The sequence below is a fragment of the Ruegeria sp. HKCCA5491 genome, from assembly GCF_013034565.1.
Classification (GTDB): Bacteria; Pseudomonadota; Alphaproteobacteria; order Rhodobacterales; family Rhodobacteraceae; genus Ruegeria.
This window is the reverse complement of record NZ_WQGG01000006.1, coordinates 17,160-33,445: the sequence shown is the minus strand read 5'-3', so window position 1 is coordinate 33,445 and position 16,286 is coordinate 17,160. Positions and strand designations below refer to the sequence as shown.

The window sequence follows — 16,286 nt, the reverse complement described above, 5'->3', positions numbered from 1 at the left end:
AAAATCAACTACTTGGCGCGAGACCGCGTTCATTCAAAAAAAGTTCGATAGAGGCGGCCTCGATCAATTGAGCTTGGGCATCGCGTTTCGCAGTCACCATTTTCTCGATTACAGCGCAAACAGAAAATGCAGCCAGACCCGGTAGAAACCACGACCAAGTCGTTAGCGGCATTTGCCCACCCGTCAAAACGCCCTGATAGAGCGGCCAAATGAAAAATAGTAGTGCGAGCGCGCCGACGCGCCTAACCGGCTTCATTTTTTCTTCGGCCTCTACGGCCAAACGATTGTGAGATTCTAGAAGTTCGCGCTCCCACTCCAAGAATTCGTCAAAGACTTGTCCAGCGAGATAATGTCCGCAGCGGCAATAGTCGCGCGTGATGTACTCAACCTGCCCACAATCTGCACAGCGGATCGCGTTGATGCTGTCAGCATTTGGACGCAAGCGTTTTTTGCGTCCTCCAACCCTTGTATCATCGTCGGGCCCACAAACATCTTCCAAAATGCGTTCAGTATCGCGACTGAGCCGCAGCTTGCGTGGACGGAGCTCGAGTACGTCGTCAGGAAGTTCTTCTCTCAGCATCAGCTTATTAGCCTCAAAACACTGTCAATTCTTGTTATGTCCGGTGCACTACTTTCATTCGCCAATGCATCGGTGTTAAGGATTTCGTCGAAAAGGAACATGATGGCGTCCCATTTCTTTTCCGGTGTCACATTCAAATCTCGATCAATGATCCGCCTCTCTACGGCGATACCGATCCTGCGATAGGCGGTCGCGATCTCTTCGTGCCGACGGCTCTTTCCGTCTTCGGAATCTCCTTCGAGCATCCAAAGAGGGTCGACATCGAACTTATCGTAGATTTCCAGAAGCAATTGCGCGGTCAGGTCACGCTGGCCACGTTCGTAGTTCTGGTAGGCGCTTCGGCTGATGCCAAGCGCGTGCGACATCTCCTCTTGGGAGAGGCGCGCCATATTTCGTACTGCTGCAAGGCGATGCCCAAGGCCAGAAACAGCCATTTTCAACTTTCGTTTGTATTTGCGTTGACCTCGTTTGTAGTCAATTGTATCACCAATGGATACGAACGATGGCGAAGCGCTTGATTCATGCAGTTTCAGCGTAGTTTTGTTTCATTCTGGACGCAAAGCGTTTTCTTTCGCTTCAGTTCGTGAGCAACGACGACAGGAGGCGAAGCGTGGGAAAGCTGCTTGAAACCCCCAAGGAACTGGCCGAGCGTGTGGGCATACCTGTGTCCAACGTGCGCTATCTGATCCGCGAAGATATGCTGGATCACATCTTCACTGCACCAGGTCGTCGCAATCCTAAAATCCCTCGGGGCGCATGGGAGCGGTACGTCGAAAAATTCACTGTGAAAGCAGCAAGCGAGAGGCCAAATGTGGCCTCCGATGCGAATTGAGTGAGTAAGGGAAGAACCGATGGCAATGCCCCGCGCGACGCTGACACAGAGCGAGTTGACACGATACCTTAAAGCCTACCGGGACGCGGGCATACCGGTCGTACGGTCCGAGATCAGCCGTGACGGCAAGGTCGTGATCTACAGCACCGAGAGGCAGACCGACGAGGTCAACAACCCATGGGACCGCCCGTGAAACGTCGCAAGCAGTTTCCCGGCGCGACGGCCTATTTCGATCGGCACGGGAAGCGGCGGTGGCGGTTTCGGAAGGGTGGGTTTTCCGCGGAGCTGGGGAGCGATTACGGGTCGGAGGAATTCGTCCGACGCTATGAGGATGCAATAAACGGGCACAAGACACGCGGCTTGATCGGGGCGGACAGGATCAAGCCCTACAGTGTCAGCCAGCTTGTTGCGCTCTGGTATCGCTCGCCGGAGTTCCTCGATCTCTCGCCAAGCACGCAGAAGGTTTACCGTGGGATTGTCGAAAAATTCCGGGAGGAGCATGCCGACAAGCCAGTGCGATTAATGCAACGGCGGCATGTGCAGACGATTCTGGCCGAGAAGGCAGAAACTCCGACGGCAGCAAACAACCTGCGCAAGCGGCTGATTCAGTTGATGGATTTCGCGATCACGCTGGATTGGCGTGGCGACAACCCGGCGCGGGCAACGAAGCCGTTTCGTGTGAGTAGTGACGGCTTCCACACTTGGGACGAGGACGAACTGGCGCAGTACTTCAAGGTCCACCAGCCCGGAACACTTGCGCACACGGCAGTTACGCTGATGCTCTATACAGGCGCGGCGCGGGTCGACGCGGTGAAGTTGGGGCCGAAGAACATCCGAAACGGTAAAGTCGAATATCGGCGGCAGAAGACGCAGCGGTCAGGCGGGGTCCTGGTTTCCGTGCCGATTCACCCGGACTTGGCCGAGGTTATAGGCAACTTGCCAAAGGACCGACCCTTCCTGGCCACCCAGAAGGGCACCATGCGTTCAGCCGGTGGCCTAGGCAATCTTATGCAGCGATGGACGGAAGAAGCAAAACTGCCCCAGTGTTCTGCCCATGGACTTCGCAAAGCATGCGCGCGCCGTTTGGCCGAGGCCGGGGCCACTGCTCATGAGATCGGCGCGGTCACGGGCCACAAAACGCTGGCCCTCGTGCAGCGCTACACCGAGGCCGCAGGCCGCGAAGGCATGGCCGATTCCGCCATTGAGAAACTGATTGCCCGCCCAAATGGCGAGCGCAATTGGGCGAACCCTTCCAAGAGGTTCGTCAAATTTGGCGACAACCCCAAGAAGGGAAAGGACAAATTATGAAAAGTGGTGAGCCGTGCAGGATTCGAACCTGCGACCCACTGATTAAAAGTCAGTTGCTCTACCAACTGAGCTAACGGCCCACTCTTTTGTCTGGATCTTCTCGATCCGTGGCGCTCTCTAAGGCATTTTCCCAACTGGGTTCAAGGCCTTTTTTGCACCTCGTTTCGCCAACAATTTCTTGCGTTTCGGCGTCCCGATAGGCGGCCTACTTAGGCAGGTGGCGCTGGGGGGTCAACCCCTTTTTTGAGGAATTTGCACTGCGGGCTGGATTCCCGTCCTGCGCAACGCTATATGCCCGCCATGCAACAAGATCCAAACACCGGTTTGCCCTTCATGAAGATGCACGGGCTGGGCAATGACTTTGTCATTGTGGACGCCCGCGCGCAGTCCGCCGAAATTTCCCCTGCGCTGGCAAAGGGAATCGGTCACCGGCAGTTTGGTGTTGGATTTGACCAATTGGCCGTTATCGAAAACGGCGAATCGGATGCGCATCTGGTCTTCTACAATGCGGATGGGTCGACTTCGGCCGCCTGCGGAAATGCCACACGCTGCATTGCGCGGTTTCTGATGGAAGAAACCGGAAAATTAGCCCTGACCCTGACAACAGAGCGCGGGACGCTCTACGCGCAGGATGCAGGCGACGGCCTGACGTCGGTCAACATGGGGCATCCTCAAACCGATTGGCGCGACATACCTCTGGCCGAGGATGTAGACACCCTGGAACTGCCAATCGAAGGTGGACCGACGGCCACGGGCATGGGCAACCCGCACTGCACATTCTTTGTCGAAGATGCCGACGCCATTCCCCTGACCGAGTTCGGCGCGCGCTATGAACATCACCCGCTTTATCCCGAACGCACCAATGTGCAGGTGGCGCATGTAATCCGACCGGATCACATCCGTATGCGCGTATGGGAACGGGGTGTGGGCATCACTTTGGCCTCGGGCTCATCGTCCTGCGCAACTGCGGTGGCGGCTGCACGTCGCGGCCTGACGGAGCGCAATGTACAGATTGAACTGGATGGCGGTACGATCTGGATTGATTGGAAAGACGACGGTGTCTGGATGACCGGCCCGACCTGCCACGTCTTCTCGGGTACCCTGACACCTGAGTTCCTGAGGACGCTTGGATGAGCATCCCTAAATTCACCACCCTGGGCTGCCGCCTGAACGCCTATGAGACCGAGGCGATGAAGGAGTTGTCGCAGCAGGCGGGCCTGTCGAACGCGGTCGTGGTGAATACCTGCGCCGTCACGGCCGAGGCCGTCCGAAAGGCCCGGCAGGAAATCCGCAAGCTGCGCCGCGAAAACCCCGATGCGCGGCTGATCGTAACCGGTTGCGCCGCCCAGACCGAACCCGAAACCTTCGCCCAAATGGACGAGGTCGATGCCGTTATCGGCAATACCGAAAAGATGCAGCCCGACACTTGGAAAGGCATGGCCGCCGATTTTATCGGCCAGACCGAAGCGGTTCAGGTCGACGACATCATGTCCGTGACCGAAACCGCTGGCCACCTGATCGATGGCTTCGGCACCCGCTCGCGTGCCTATGTGCAGGTTCAGAACGGCTGCGATCACCGCTGCACCTTCTGCATCATTCCCTATGGCCGCGGAAACTCGCGCAGCGTCCCCGCGGGCGTGGTGGTGGATCAGATCAAGCGGCTGGTGGACCGAGGCTATAATGAGGTGGTGCTGACCGGCGTAGACCTGACCTCATGGGGCGCAGACCTGCCAGCACAGCCCAAGCTGGGCGATCTGGTGCTGCGCATCCTCAAGCTGGTGCCGGACTTGCCGCGCCTGCGGATCAGCTCGATCGACTCGATCGAAGTGGATGAAAACCTGATGCAAGCCATCGCCACCGAGCCGCGCCTGATGCCCCACCTGCACCTGTCGCTGCAGCATGGCGACGACCTGATCCTGAAACGGATGAAGCGCCGCCACCTGCGTGACGATGCTATCCGCTTTACTGAAGAGGCCCGCAAGCTGCGCCCAAACATGACCTTTGGCGCGGATATCATCGCAGGTTTCCCCACCGAAACAGACGCCCACTTCGAAAACTCGCTGAAACTTGTCACCGACTGCGACCTGACGTGGCTGCACGTCTTCCCCTATTCCAAACGCGAAGGCACCCCGGCCGCCCGCATCCCGCAACAGATCAATGGCAATGTCATCAAAACGCGCGCCGCCCGACTGCGCGCCGCCGGGGACGCTCAGGTCGCCAAGCATCTGACCGCCCAACTGGGCAAAACCCATCACATTCTGATGGAAAACCCCACCATGGGTAGAACCGAGCAATTCACCGAAGTCACCTTCACCACCCCTCAACCCGAAGGCCAGATCGTCACCGCCACGATCACGGATCACACCGGTAGCCAACTCAAAGCCTGATCCGCGCTTCATCTGGCCAAAAATATCCCGGGGATGAATTGGCCGCAGGCCAAGAAGGGGCTGGCCCCTTTATCCCGCCCTCAACGAAAAACCCCCGCTACCGGATGGCGCGGGGGTTCAAATTTCTAGCTGTCGAAAACCTCAGACGGTCTTCTTGCCTTTTACACCAGCCCACAAACGCTTGTTCACAAGGTACAGCAGGACCGACAGAACAGACAGGAACAGCACGCCGACAAAGCCGGAATACTTACGCTCCATCATCTTCGGCTCGGCAGTCCACATCAAGAAGGCCGCAATATCCTCGGACATGGCTTCGACGGTGGCCGGATGACCATCCGCGAATTCTACCTGATCTTCGGACAGCGGAGGCGCCATCGAGATCCAGCCGCCCGGGAAGGCTTTGTTCTCATAAAGAACGGTGCCCGCCTCTTCCTTTTCCTCACCGGTGTAACCATCCAGCAATGAGGCGATGTATTCCGCACCACCCATACCTTTGAACAGTTGGTTGATCCCCAGACCATAGGGGCCGTGGAAACCGGCACGGGCCTTCGCCATCAGGCTCAGGTCAGGCGCGCCAACACCGTTGTTCGCCGGGAAGTGGTCAGTTGGGATGGCCGGGCGGAAATCGTCCAGCTCAGGATCGAACACTTCGAAGTTACCCGCCGCATAGGCGATGACTTCTTCTTCCGAATATCCCAGCGCTTCGAGATCACGCAAAGGTACATATTGCAGGCCGTGGCAGGCCGCACAAACCTCGGTATAGATCTGAAGACCGCGCTGAAGCTGATGCTTGTCCCAGGTACCAAACGGCCCTTCGAACGAGAAGTGGAAATCCTCGATATGCTGCTCGCCGCCACCTGCCGCGAAGGACGCAGCAGGGGTAAGAGCCAAAGCAAACGCGGCACCGATTGCAAGTTTCTTGAACATGTTTCCGGTCCCTCTTCTTACTCGGCCGGCGTGGCGTCGGCGTCAGCCTTGCCATAATGCGCGTTGAAGTCTTCTTCGATGGTTTCCGGCTGGGCATCGGGTTTTTCGATAACACCCAGGATCGGCAGGATCACGAAGAAATAGGCGAACCAGTAGGCGGACGCGATCAGCGAGAAAGTCGCATAAGGCTCTTCTGCGGGCATCGCACCCAGCCACATCAGGGCAAAGAAGTCGATGATCAGCAGGTAGAACCACCACTTGAACATCGGACGGTATTTGCCCGAACGCACGGTCGAGGTGTCCAGCCACGGGGCCAGCGCCATCGCCAGGATCGCACCGAACATCGCCAGAACACCAAAGAACTTGGCGTCGATGATGCCACCAGTGATGAAGCTGGCGAATTGCACAACCCAGACCTCACCGGTGAAGGCACGCAGGATCGCGTAGAACGGCAGGAAATACCATTCAGGCACGATGTGTGCAGGCGTGACCAGCGGGTTGGCCTCGATGTAGTTGTCCGGGTGGCCCAGATAGTTCGGCATGAAGCCGACAATCGCCCAGAACACGACCAGGATCACGGCAAGCGCAAACAGGTCCTTGATCACGAAATACGGCCAGAACGGCAGCGTGTCTTTCTCGGCCTCGGCTTTCGAACCACGGCGCACTTCAACACCCGTGGGGTTGTTGTTGCCGGTGGTGTGGAAGGCCCAGATATGCACGATCACCAGCGCCGCAATCACGAACGGCAGCAGATAGTGCAGCGAGAAAAAGCGATTCAGCGTGGCGTTATCCACCGCCGGTCCGCCCAGCAGCCAAGTCTGGATCGCGTCACCCACAAACGGGATCGCGCCAAACAGACCGGTAATCACGGTCGCACCCCAGAAGGACATCTGACCCCAGGGCAGAACATAGCCCATGAACGCGGTGCCCATCATCATCAGGTAGATCAGCATCCCGATGATCCACGTGATCTCACGCGGGGCTTTGTACGACCCGTAAAACAGGCCACGGAAGATGTGGATGTAAACCGCAACAAAGAACAGCGACGCGCCGTTCATGTGCAGGTAACGCAGCATATAACCGCCATTCACGTTGCGCATGATGTGCTCGATGCTGGCAAAGGCCAGATCAACATGCGGGGTGTAGTGCATCACCAGAACGATCCCGGTGACGATTTGCAGCGCCAGGCAAAACGCCAGGACGATGCCCCAGATCCACCACCAGTTCAGGTTCTTGGGGGTGGGGATCATGATGGTGTCGTAAATCAGGCCGACGATTGGCAGGCGGCTGTTCAGCCACTTCTCGCCGTTTGTCTTCGGCTCGTAATGATCGTGGGGAATTCCGGACATCTGGGTCTCCCTTAGCCGAGTTTGATGGTGCTGTTGTCCGTCCACTCAGCGGGCGGGACAGGCAGGTTTTCAGGCGCGGGGCCTTTGCGGATACGACCGGCAAGGTCGTAGTGCGAACCGTGGCAGGGGCAGAACCAACCGCCAAAGTCACCGGCATCGCCCAGTGGCACACAGCCAAGGTGTGTACAGACGCCCATCTGAACCAGCCACGCACCGGGTGCCTCGCCCTCCGGCGAGGGCATCACGCGGTTTGCGTCCGTCGCTGGCGCATCGGCCGGTTGGTTGAAGTTGCGTGCCAGCGGATCGGGCAGCGAATCAACGCCTTCGGCGTCCTGTTCCTTCGCCTCTTGGATCTCGGCACCGGTACGGTGACGGATAAAGACGGGTTTACCCAGCCACTTGACAGTCAGCTGTGTCCCCGGCTCAACGCCGCTTACGTCCACACGGATCGAGGACAGCGCCTGAACGTCTGCCGAGGGGTTCATTTGGTTGATCAGGGGCCATACGGCTGCACCCGTCGCAACGACACCTGCGCCGCCAGCGACGTAGTAGAGGAAATCTCTGCGGGTGCCTTCGTGGTCTTCTGCGTGGGACACGAGGTTTTCTCCGATTCCGGCGCCCGGAGGATACCGGGCAAACATGCATCAGCACCGCATCAAAGCGGCGTCTCATCGCGGCTATCTAGCCGGGAGAAATCGGTTCGTCCAGCGGTCATAGGCGCGCACTACGCCGCATCTGGGCATTCATGTCACAACGTAACCCTGAATTTTCAAGCCTCGGGGGGATTTTTGGCAGGATTCCCGCTGATCGTCGCGCGTTCGTCGAAATGTGATTCGGATCAGCAGGATGCGGTGACAACCGATGTGCACAAGGGTACCAGATCCGCTGCACCCCGCGTCGAATTGCAAAGTTTAGGTCAGAATTAGCCACAAAAATTCTACTTTTGCGTGATTTCGATCTCCGTAAATATCAGATCAAAAATAGATATTCTCAAAATCCTTGAAACGCATCATTTCGATTGCACTTTTAACGCGAATGCATAAAGGCGCAGGGAAAAGCCACCGTTAACAGGACGCCTTTCATGCCAAACCTATCTGTACCCATTCTGACCTTTGCGCTGCTTGCGTCGACTCAGGCCTTAGCTGCCGGTGACCCGGCGCGGGGCGAGACACTCTATTTTCGCTGTTCGTCCTGTCACGCGATAATCAAGGGCGGCGAAGTTCTGGTCAAAGGTGGCATCACGGGGCCGAATCTCTATGGCGTTGTCGGCCGGGCAGCAGGAACCGAGAACGATTACCTGAACGGAAGCGAACGGCTACCCGTTGGTCTTTTCACCGATGACATGATCCGATCTGGTCAGGAAGGCTTGATCTGGACCGAAGAGAACATCGCAGCCTACTCCAAAGACCCGATCGGTTTCATTCAGGATTTCCTGAACGACGAAAAAGCGCGCCCCAACATGAGCATCAAGCTGAAGGAAGGTGCTGAAGATATCGCGGCCTATCTCGCGACTTTCTCCAACTAACCCCTGGTCTGGTCACGCGTCGCGCATCAGCGTGGCCAGCCATCCCAACTCGACGCCGAGCCCGCCTTCAACCCGTTCAGCCGCCGCTTCGCGCGCCTCGTCGGGTTTGTTCTGGTTCAGCTTCCAGGTTCCCTGAATATCGTCGACATACATCCGGCAGGGCACGATCATCCTTAGCATGCGATCCAGCGCATCGGGCGACATCTTGTCAGCGGTCCATGCGGGCTTGGGTAAAAGCCGCTCTTCATAAAAGGCCGATTGTCGGTCCAAAAGACCCCGCAACTCGGCCTGAGGGCGCTTTTCAATCCGCCCAGTCAGATGCACGGCGACATAGTTCCATGTAGGAACCTGATCTGCCAGACCGTACCAATCCGGAGAAATATACCCATCCGGCCCGGATACCGCGATACGCCCAGCGCGCGGGGCGGTTAGGGTGCGCAGGATCGGATTCGACCGCACCAAATGCAGTTCGACCATTGAACCATCGGAACTCAGCAAAAACGGCACATGGCTGATCAGGGGTGCGTCATCAGTGGACAGCGCCAAAACCCCAAAGGCCCGGTCACGGGCAAAGTTGATGTGGCGGGTACGGTCTTCGGCGCGGAAAGCCGGATTTGGGTGCATGGCATCTCTCCTGACGGAACGACTTGCAGATTCGCTTGGTCCTTGGCAAGGTTTGCCTCGTTCTCAGGGCGGGGCGGAATTCCCCACCGGCGGTATGCGGGCCATGACCCGTAAGCCCGCGAGCGGCCCCGGAATCTTCGGGGTGACAAGCAGATCTGGTGAGAAACCAGAGCCGACGGTTACAGTCCGGATGGAAGAGAACGTGCAGCGCGCCAATTGGCGCGGCTGCTCGTGATCGCCTTGGGTGACGTGTCTGTTTACGAAGGAGATCACAATGACACACACCCGCTATGCTTTCGTCAAAGCCAACTGGCATTCCGATATTGTCGATCAAGCGCTGGAAGGATTCCAACAGCTTATCCCCGCTGATCAGATTGACGTCTTCGACGTGCCCGGCGCGTTCGAGATGCCGTTGCTGGCCCGCGACCTGGCCCAAACCGGCAAATATGCCGCCATCGCCTGCGCCGCTTTCGTGGTGGATGGCGGTATCTACCGACACGACTTCGTGGCGCAAGCCGTAGTCGACGGCCTCATGCGCGCCGGGCTGGACACGGGCGTTCCTGTCCTGTCAGTCTCGCTGACGCCGCACCAATATCAGGAAACCGACCACCATAATGCGATCTACCGCGCGCATTTCGTGGAAAAGGGCCGCGAGGCAGCGCAAGCCGCGCTCAAAATCAGTAAAACCCGCGCTGCACTTTTAGAACCGGCCTGACCCTTCTTCTGTTCAAAAATACTTCGGGGGAATCGCGGCTTGCCGCGATGGGGGCAGCGCCCCCTCCCCGCGCTCCAAACGCAAATCCGCTTGAGGCCCAAGGCTCTCCCCGCTAATCACAACCCTCAAAGGAGCACGCCCCATGTCGATGAACAGCTTTGGACACCTCTTCCGCGTCACCACCTGGGGTGAAAGCCATGGCCCCGCATTGGGGGCGACAGTGGACGGGTGCCCTCCCGGGGTCACCATTGACGAAACTATGATCCAGCACTGGCTGGACAAGCGGAAGCCGGGGCAGAACAAATTCACCACGCAAAGGCGCGAGCCGGATCAAGTGAAAATCCTGTCCGGCGTGTTCGAAGGCCAAACCACTGGAACGCCCGTACAGTTGATGATCGAGAATACCGATCAACGCTCCAAGGACTACGGCGACATCATGGACAAGTTCCGTCCGGGTCACGCCGATATCACCTATTGGCAGAAATACGGCATCCGCGACTATCGCGGCGGTGGGCGCAGCTCGGCTCGCGAAACCGCATCGCGGGTCGCGGCCGGAGGGCTAGCGCGCGAGGCGATCAAACAGATCGCGCCCAACGTGCAGATCACCGGCTACATGACCCAGATCGGCCCGCACAAAATCGACCGTACCAATTTCGACTGGTCGCAGATTGAACAGAACCCGTTCTGGACCCCCGATGCCCAAGCTGCTGACGATTGGGCAGCCTATCTGGACGATCTGCGCAAGTCCGGCAACTCGGTCGGTGCAATTGTCGAGGTGGTGGCGCGCGGCGTTCCCGCTGGGATCGGCGCACCGGTTTATGCCAAGTTAGACACTGATCTGGCCGCCGCGATGATGTCGATCAACGCCGTCAAAGGGGTCGAGATCGGCGAGGGTATGGCCGCCGCCGAACTGACGGGTGAGGCCAATGCCGATGAGATCTTCATGGGTCAGAACGGCCCGCAATACAGTTCAAACCACGCGGGCGGCATATTGGGCGGCATCTCGACCGGGCAGGACATCGTGGTGCGGTTTGCAGTCAAACCCACTTCGTCGATCCTGACCACGCGCAAGACGATCACCAAGTCGGGCGAAGAGACCGAAATCATCACCAAGGGCCGCCACGACCCCTGTGTCGGCATCCGTGCGGTGCCTGTGGGCGAGGCGATGATGGCCTGCGTGATCCTGGACCATTTACTTCTGCATCGCGGTCAGATTGGCGAGAACCGTGGACATATCGGCTGATCTGCGCCACCGGTTGCGCGGCATTGTCGTGCAACGCATGGAGACCGACCCGGCGCATGATCTGGCGCATCTGGACCGTGTCTGGGTGAACGCGCAGGCCATTTCGGACGAAACAACCAATATGCGCGTCCTGCTGGCGGCCAGCTATTTGCACGATCTGGTCAACCTGCCCAAGAACGACCCGGATCGCCACCTTGCGTCCCGTCGGTCCGCTGAAGAATCAGAGCCTATACTGGACAATTTCGGCTATACGCCCGAGGAAATCAAAGCCACGCGACACGCCATTGCAGCCCATAGTTTTTCCGCAAATATCCCCCCTGAAACCGCAGAAGCCTGTATTCTGCGCGACGCCGACAGGCTGGATGCGCTGGGGGCCATCGGTGTTGCGCGCAACTTCTCGGTTTCAGGCGCGTTGGGGCGGTCACTCTACGATCCGGCAGATCCATTTGCAGAATCCCGGTCACTGGATGATCTGCATTTCTCGGTCGACCACTGGAAGGTCAAGTTACTGAAACTTCCGGCAGATATGCTGACGAAACGCGGCAAGGCCCTTGCCCGAAAACGGGCCGAACGTATGATCCGCTTCCTGACCGAATTCGCCGAGGAAATCGGCCATCCGCTTCCGTCGGACTGGTCGCAACTAAATTCCACGCGTTGATCTTTGCCCGCCAAAGGCGCAGGGTCGCGCCGATGGCTGACCCCCTAACGTCAAACAAACCACTTCTGGCTGTGGCGCTGAAACTCAGCGCCCTGGTTCTGTTCACGTCGATGCAGGCCCTGGTCAAAGCCTTGTCTGACACCTTCCCACCCGGAGAAATGGTGTTTTTTCGCTCGCTCTTTGCCGTGCCGGTCATCATAGGCTGGCTGGCCTGGCGCGGAGAGCTTTCGCAAGGCCTTGTGGTCAAGAAGCCCATGGGCCACTTCTGGCGCGGTGTTTTGGGCACCAGCGCCATGGGGCTGACCTTTACCGGCCTCAGTCTGCTGCCCTTGCCCGAAGTTACAGCCATTGGCTACGCCACGCCGATCTTCACCCTGATTCTGGCTGCAATCATGCTGGGGGAACGCATTCGCATGATCCGTATCGGCGCCGTGGCTTTGGGACTGCTGGGGGTTCTGATCATGATCTGGCCGCGTCTGGGCGGCAACAACATGGACACGGCCGCCACAATCGGGGCGCTGTGCGTGTTGGCGTCGACCATGGCGCGGGCCTTTGTGCAAATACATATCCGACAATTAGTTCAAGTGGACCATCCTGCGGCAGTGGTCTTCTATTTCTCGCTGACGGCTACCCTTCTGTCTGCGTTAACCGCCTTTTGGGGGTGGACGATGCCAACGCTGGAACAGACTCTAATACTGGTCGTTATGGGCCTAACCGGCGGGGTCGCGCAGATTCTGGTGACCACGTCCTACAAGTTCGGACAGGCCTCAATGCTTGCGCCCTATGACTATACCACGATGCTATTTGCCGTATTGATCGGGTATATCTGGTTCGATGAACTGCCGACGCTGGTAATGCTGGGCGGGGCCGCACTTGTGATCGCCGGTAATGTGGTTGTCATCTTGCGCGAGCGCCAACTTGGGATTGGACGCGAAAAGGCGCGTCAGGCGACAGATCCCAAAGCCTGATCTTTACCTTTTTCGAACTTCACCTAATTTGGGGCCAACACCAAATAAGGGTCCCAAGATGAGCGACGCAGAAGATCACAAGGAAAAGATGCAAAAGGTGCAGGCAAAGCACCGCAAAAAGGTGTCCGAGGCCGTCGATCCCGGGCGCGGCTTGGTGCTGATCAACACAGGCAAAGGCAAAGGCAAGTCATCTGCCGCCTTAGGAGTTGTCATCCGCGCGCTCGGATGGGGTCAGAAAGTCGCCGTGGTGCAATTTATCAAGGGAAAGTGGAAAACCGGCGAGCGTCGCTTTTTTGAAGAGCGCGATTTGGTGACATGGCACACAATGGGTGAGGGCTTTACCTGGGATACGCAAGATCGTGAACGCGACATCGCCGCTGCCAATGCCGCGTTTGACAAGGCACGGGCGCTGATGGCCAGCGGTGACTATGACCTTGTGGTTCTGGACGAAATCAACATCGCCTTGCGGTATGAATATTTGTCAGTCGAGCAAGTGATTGATGGGCTGAACTCGCGATCAGACAAGACCAGCGTATTTCTGACTGGCCGGGACGCACCGCAAGCCCTGCGCGACTATGCCGATCTGGTGACGGAAATGACCGAAGAAAAACACCCGTTCCAAGCTGGGATAAAAGCCCAGCGCGGCGTGGATTTCTGAGGATTAGAACCGCATTGCAGCCCCCGACCACTGCCCGGGGGAATGCAAGGTTTCGATCAGATCGCTTTGGGCTTGGGGTTCAGCGTGACGAACCACAGTTCAGCATCAGAGCGAATTGATCGAACGCTCACTTGCAACACCGCCCAACCAAAGGGGCGATCTGCACCAGACCTCTAACCGTGGGCAAAGAAAAACCCCCGCAGTAGCGAGGGTTTTGGTTCTTTCAGGTTTTTCAGATCACGCGCGTACAAGCGACTCGTAATCCTGTGCAATCTCACGCGTGATATCACCGACTTCGAACGTGTAGTCGCCGATCTGACCAACCGGGGTGACCTCGGCGGCTGTGCCCGTCAGCCAGCATTGTTCAAAATCAGCCATCTCTTCGGGCATGATGTGGCGTTCGTGAACCTTGATGCCCTTGTCTTTCAGCATCTGGATCACGGTCTGACGAGTGATGCCGTTCAGGAAGCAATCGGCCAACGGTGTGTGAACCTCGCCATCTTTGACGAAAAACACGTTGGCACCGGTCGCTTCGGCGACATAGCCCCGGTAATCCATGAACAGTGCGTCCGAACAGCCCTTGGCCTCGGCCTTGTGCTTGGAGATGGTGCAGATCATGTACAGACCCGCAGCCTTGGCGTGAACCGGGATGGTTTCGGGGCTGGGGCGTTTCCATTCAGCGATATCCAGCTTGGCACCCTGCATCTTGGCATCGCCGTAATATGCCCCCCATGGCCACACAGCCACGGCCATACGTACTGGGTTCTTGGCCGATGCCACGCCCATGTCATCACCTGACCCGCGCCAGACCAGCGCCCGGATATAGGCGTCCTGCAACCCGCTGGCTTTCAACGCCTCTTCCTTTGCGGCTTCGATCTGATCGACCGTATACGGCATCGGGATATCCAGCGCCTCGGCCGAGGCGATCAGACGTTCCGAATGCTCACGGCTTTTGAAAATCTTACCGTTATAGGCACGCTCACCTTCAAAGACGGACGAGGCGTAGTGCATTGCATGTGTCAGGATGTGGACCTTGGCATCGCGCCATGGCACCAGTTCACCATCCAACCAGATGACACCGTCACGATCGTCATACCCCGCCATGCGCAACCTCCTGAATCGGGCTTGGTTTTTCAATTATTGCGCTAATTAAGTCCGAAGCGGACATAATGTTGCGCAAAAACTGCGATTCGATACCTGTCCACTCTTGGAATGTCAATAACGCTGACATAAACTCGGCCTTGAGTAACCAATGAGGCATGATATGTCCGACACCCGTCCCGCCCAGGTCTTTGGCGGTGAAAGCCTGTTGTTTCTGACGGATGAACAACTGCGGCAGGGTATCGAAGCCATGTTCTTCGCCTATCGCGGATTCACAGCGGACCCGGACCGCATCCTGTCAGAGCTGGCCTATGGCCGCGCGCATCACCGGGCCATCCACTTTATCAACCGAGCACCGGGGACGACCGTAAATAACCTGCTGGCGATTCTCGGTGTTACCAAACAGTCCTTGAACCGCGTCCTGCGCACCCTGATTGACGACGGCCTGGTGGAAAGTCGCGTTGGAACAGTGGACAAACGTGAAAGACACCTATTCTTAACCGATAAGGGAGAGGAGCTGGAGGCCAGATTGTCCGAAGCCCAACGCGTACGGATGCGCGCCGCCTATAAGGACGCCGGCCCCGAGGCCGTTTCAGGTTTTCGCAAAGTGCTTGAAGCGATGATGGATGCTGATATGCGTCATGCCTATAAGAAACTGCGGGATACCACCTCATGAGCGATATGGACGCCCATCTGCTGATTGTTGACGATGACGAGCGCATTCGTGATCTGCTCAAGAAGTTTTTGATGCGGAACGGTTTTCTTGTCACAGCCGCGCGGAACGCCGCCCATGCGAGGCGGGTCTTGTCAGGCCTGGATTTCGACATGATCGTTCTGGATGTCATGATGCCCGGAGAAGACGGCGTCAGCCTGACCAAGGCGCTGCGAGAGACACACGCAACCCCGATCCTGCTGTTGACGGCGCGCGGTGAAACCGAACACCGGATTGCGGGGCTTGAGGCCGGGGCCGACGACTATCTGGCCAAACCGTTCGAGCCGAAGGAGCTGTTGTTGCGCATCAACGCAATTTTGCGGCGGATGCCCGAAACACCTGCACAGGAAACGGCAAGCAAAATCCTGATCCTTGGGCCGATCCGGTACGACGTGGAGCGCGGAGAGATGTGGCAGGGCGAAGACCCAGTTCGTCTGACCGCAACCGAAAGCCAGTTGATGAAGATTTTCTCGGCGCAGCCCGGAGAACCCATAAGCCGCGCCAAGCTGGTCGAAGATCTGGGCCGCGACAAGGGGCAGGCACAGGAACGCGCGGTGGATGTTCAGATCACACGTCTGCGACGCAAGATCGAACAGGACCCAAAGCAACCCCGCTATCTGCAGACAGTCCGTGGGGCGGGTTATATGTTGGCCCCGGATTGATTTTGCCGCTGCGCGGCGATTTTATGCCTTCGGCGAG

General features: G+C 57.9%; 20 protein-coding genes, 1 tRNA gene and 1 riboswitch. Of the genes, 13 read left to right on the top strand and 8 right to left on the bottom strand.

The window, feature by feature from the left end; genetic code table 11:
* Positions 1-4: 4 nt before the first annotated feature.
* Positions 5-580: a hypothetical protein gene (locus GOV88_RS09520; RefSeq protein ID WP_171240261.1), complete on the bottom strand. Its 576-nt coding sequence runs from the start codon at positions 578-580 to the stop codon at positions 5-7.
* A complete protein-coding gene (locus GOV88_RS09515) occupies positions 580-1,014 on the bottom strand; it encodes a helix-turn-helix domain-containing protein (protein ID WP_256368366.1) in 435 nt (144 codons plus the stop codon). Before GOV88_RS09515 ends, GOV88_RS09520 begins: the two co-directional genes overlap by 1 nt.
* A 176-nt stretch (positions 1,015-1,190) precedes the next feature.
* Between GOV88_RS09515 and GOV88_RS09510 the strand changes: the two genes are divergently transcribed.
* Genes GOV88_RS09510 through xerC form a run of 3 tightly spaced genes read left to right on the top strand, consistent with a single transcriptional unit; the run spans position 1,191 to position 2,720 of the window.
* On the top strand, positions 1,191-1,412 hold the full coding sequence (locus GOV88_RS09510; RefSeq protein ID WP_171240259.1) for a hypothetical protein: 222 nt from the start codon (positions 1,191-1,193) through the stop codon (positions 1,410-1,412).
* 19 nt (positions 1,413-1,431) lie between these two features.
* Complete coding sequence (locus tag GOV88_RS09505; protein ID WP_171240258.1) at positions 1,432-1,605, top strand: hypothetical protein; 174 nt, start codon at positions 1,432-1,434, stop codon at positions 1,603-1,605.
* Positions 1,602-2,720, top strand: a complete 1,119-nt coding sequence (xerC, locus tag GOV88_RS20760) for a tyrosine-type recombinase/integrase (protein WP_171240257.1) — start codon at positions 1,602-1,604, stop codon at positions 2,718-2,720. Before GOV88_RS09505 ends, xerC begins: the two co-directional genes overlap by 4 nt.
* Before the next feature lie 4 nt (positions 2,721-2,724).
* On the opposite strand, the gene GOV88_RS09495 is transcribed toward xerC, so the two are convergent.
* A tRNA-Lys gene (locus tag GOV88_RS09495) sits at positions 2,725-2,800 on the bottom strand.
* Between the two features lie 211 nt (positions 2,801-3,011).
* On the opposite strand from GOV88_RS09495, the gene dapF reads away from it, so the two are divergent.
* On the top strand, positions 3,012-3,854 hold the full coding sequence (gene dapF, locus GOV88_RS09490) for a diaminopimelate epimerase (RefSeq protein WP_171124010.1): 843 nt from the start codon (positions 3,012-3,014) through the stop codon (positions 3,852-3,854).
* Positions 3,851-5,107, top strand: coding sequence for a tRNA (N(6)-L-threonylcarbamoyladenosine(37)-C(2))-methylthiotransferase MtaB (mtaB, locus tag GOV88_RS09485; protein ID WP_171240256.1), 1,257 nt, complete (start codon positions 3,851-3,853; stop codon positions 5,105-5,107). The genes dapF and mtaB overlap by 4 nt, the downstream gene beginning before the upstream one ends.
* A 141-nt stretch (positions 5,108-5,248) precedes the next feature.
* Here mtaB and GOV88_RS09480 read toward each other — a convergent pair whose 3' ends face one another.
* Genes GOV88_RS09480 through petA form a run of 3 tightly spaced genes read right to left on the bottom strand, consistent with a single transcriptional unit; the run spans position 5,249 to position 7,979 of the window.
* Entirely contained in the window at positions 5,249-6,034 is a 786-nt protein-coding gene (locus GOV88_RS09480) for a cytochrome c1 (protein WP_171124256.1), read from the bottom strand.
* 17 nt (positions 6,035-6,051) lie between these two features.
* Positions 6,052-7,383 carry a cytochrome b gene (gene petB / locus GOV88_RS09475; protein WP_171240255.1) on the bottom strand — a complete coding sequence of 444 codons (1,332 nt, stop codon included), beginning with the start codon at positions 7,381-7,383 and terminating at the stop codon, positions 6,052-6,054.
* Between the two features lie 11 nt (positions 7,384-7,394).
* Positions 7,395-7,979, bottom strand: a complete 585-nt coding sequence (petA, locus tag GOV88_RS09470) for a ubiquinol-cytochrome c reductase iron-sulfur subunit (protein ID WP_171124003.1) — start codon at positions 7,977-7,979, stop codon at positions 7,395-7,397.
* A gap of 485 nt (positions 7,980-8,464) precedes the next feature.
* On the opposite strand from petA, the gene GOV88_RS09465 reads away from it, so the two are divergent.
* Positions 8,465-8,908 (top strand): cytochrome c family protein, encoded by a 444-nt coding sequence (locus GOV88_RS09465; RefSeq protein ID WP_171240254.1) that lies wholly within the window; start codon positions 8,465-8,467, stop codon positions 8,906-8,908.
* A gap of 12 nt (positions 8,909-8,920) precedes the next feature.
* On the opposite strand, the gene GOV88_RS09460 is transcribed toward GOV88_RS09465, so the two are convergent.
* Positions 8,921-9,532, bottom strand: a complete 612-nt coding sequence (locus tag GOV88_RS09460; RefSeq protein ID WP_171123999.1) for an FMN-binding negative transcriptional regulator — start codon at positions 9,530-9,532, stop codon at positions 8,921-8,923.
* A 55-nt stretch (positions 9,533-9,587) separates the two neighbouring features.
* A riboswitch (FMN riboswitch) is annotated at positions 9,588-9,738 on the top strand.
* A gap of 68 nt (positions 9,739-9,806) precedes the next feature.
* Between GOV88_RS09460 and GOV88_RS09455 the strand changes: the two genes are divergently transcribed.
* The 5 genes from GOV88_RS09455 to cobO all read left to right on the top strand — a co-directional run bounded on the left by GOV88_RS09455 (position 9,807) and on the right by cobO (position 13,774).
* Entirely contained in the window at positions 9,807-10,247 is a 441-nt protein-coding gene (locus GOV88_RS09455) for a 6,7-dimethyl-8-ribityllumazine synthase (protein WP_171124252.1), read from the top strand.
* Between the two features lie 142 nt (positions 10,248-10,389).
* The gene (gene aroC / locus GOV88_RS09450; protein WP_171240253.1) at positions 10,390-11,490 is read left to right on the top strand and encodes a chorismate synthase; all 1,101 of its coding nucleotides are present in this window, start codon (positions 10,390-10,392) and stop codon (positions 11,488-11,490) included.
* Complete coding sequence (locus tag GOV88_RS09445; protein WP_171240252.1) at positions 11,474-12,148, top strand: HD domain-containing protein; 675 nt, start codon at positions 11,474-11,476, stop codon at positions 12,146-12,148. Before aroC ends, GOV88_RS09445 begins: the two co-directional genes overlap by 17 nt.
* Positions 12,149-12,180: 32 nt before the next feature.
* Positions 12,181-13,116: a DMT family transporter gene (locus GOV88_RS09440; RefSeq protein ID WP_171240251.1), complete on the top strand. Its 936-nt coding sequence runs from the start codon at positions 12,181-12,183 to the stop codon at positions 13,114-13,116.
* A 58-nt stretch (positions 13,117-13,174) separates the two neighbouring features.
* Entirely contained in the window at positions 13,175-13,774 is a 600-nt protein-coding gene (gene cobO / locus GOV88_RS09435; RefSeq protein WP_171240250.1) for a cob(I)yrinic acid a,c-diamide adenosyltransferase, read from the top strand.
* A 237-nt stretch (positions 13,775-14,011) separates the two neighbouring features.
* On the opposite strand, the gene GOV88_RS09430 is transcribed toward cobO, so the two are convergent.
* Positions 14,012-14,878 carry a branched-chain amino acid aminotransferase gene (locus tag GOV88_RS09430; protein WP_171212054.1) on the bottom strand — a complete coding sequence of 289 codons (867 nt, stop codon included), beginning with the start codon at positions 14,876-14,878 and terminating at the stop codon, positions 14,012-14,014.
* A 160-nt stretch (positions 14,879-15,038) separates the two neighbouring features.
* Between GOV88_RS09430 and GOV88_RS09425 the strand changes: the two genes are divergently transcribed.
* Entirely contained in the window at positions 15,039-15,551 is a 513-nt protein-coding gene (locus GOV88_RS09425) for a MarR family winged helix-turn-helix transcriptional regulator (protein WP_171123984.1), read from the top strand.
* A complete protein-coding gene (locus GOV88_RS09420) occupies positions 15,548-16,249 on the top strand; it encodes a response regulator (protein WP_171240249.1) in 702 nt (233 codons plus the stop codon). The genes GOV88_RS09425 and GOV88_RS09420 overlap by 4 nt, the downstream gene beginning before the upstream one ends.
* The last annotated feature ends 37 nt before the right edge of the window (positions 16,250-16,286 follow it).

Excerpts from the sequence above, each read along its gene's own strand:
- GOV88_RS09520 (WP_171240261.1), bottom strand. The coding sequence starts at position 580 with ATGCTGAGAGAAGAACTTCCTGACGACGTACTCGAGCTCCGTCCACGC.
- GOV88_RS09515 (WP_256368366.1), bottom strand. The coding sequence starts at position 1,014 with ATGGCTGTTTCTGGCCTTGGGCATCGCCTTGCAGCAGTACGAAATATG.
- GOV88_RS09505 (WP_171240258.1), top strand. The coding sequence starts at position 1,432 with ATGGCAATGCCCCGCGCGACGCTGACACAGAGCGAGTTGACACGATAC.
- dapF (WP_171124010.1), top strand. The coding sequence starts at position 3,012 with ATGCCCGCCATGCAACAAGATCCAAACACCGGTTTGCCCTTCATGAAG.
- mtaB (WP_171240256.1), top strand. The coding sequence starts at position 3,851 with ATGAGCATCCCTAAATTCACCACCCTGGGCTGCCGCCTGAACGCCTAT.
- GOV88_RS09480 (WP_171124256.1), bottom strand. The coding sequence starts at position 6,034 with ATGTTCAAGAAACTTGCAATCGGTGCCGCGTTTGCTTTGGCTCTTACC.
- petB (WP_171240255.1), bottom strand. The coding sequence starts at position 7,383 with ATGTCCGGAATTCCCCACGATCATTACGAGCCGAAGACAAACGGCGAG.
- GOV88_RS09465 (WP_171240254.1), top strand. The coding sequence starts at position 8,465 with ATGCCAAACCTATCTGTACCCATTCTGACCTTTGCGCTGCTTGCGTCG.
- GOV88_RS09460 (WP_171123999.1), bottom strand. The coding sequence starts at position 9,532 with ATGCACCCAAATCCGGCTTTCCGCGCCGAAGACCGTACCCGCCACATC.
- GOV88_RS09455 (WP_171124252.1), top strand. The coding sequence starts at position 9,807 with ATGACACACACCCGCTATGCTTTCGTCAAAGCCAACTGGCATTCCGAT.
- aroC (WP_171240253.1), top strand. The coding sequence starts at position 10,390 with ATGTCGATGAACAGCTTTGGACACCTCTTCCGCGTCACCACCTGGGGT.
- GOV88_RS09440 (WP_171240251.1), top strand. The coding sequence starts at position 12,181 with ATGGCTGACCCCCTAACGTCAAACAAACCACTTCTGGCTGTGGCGCTG.
- cobO (WP_171240250.1), top strand. The coding sequence starts at position 13,175 with ATGAGCGACGCAGAAGATCACAAGGAAAAGATGCAAAAGGTGCAGGCA.
- GOV88_RS09430 (WP_171212054.1), bottom strand. The coding sequence starts at position 14,878 with ATGGCGGGGTATGACGATCGTGACGGTGTCATCTGGTTGGATGGTGAA.
- GOV88_RS09425 (WP_171123984.1), top strand. The coding sequence starts at position 15,039 with ATGTCCGACACCCGTCCCGCCCAGGTCTTTGGCGGTGAAAGCCTGTTG.
- GOV88_RS09420 (WP_171240249.1), top strand. The coding sequence starts at position 15,548 with ATGAGCGATATGGACGCCCATCTGCTGATTGTTGACGATGACGAGCGC.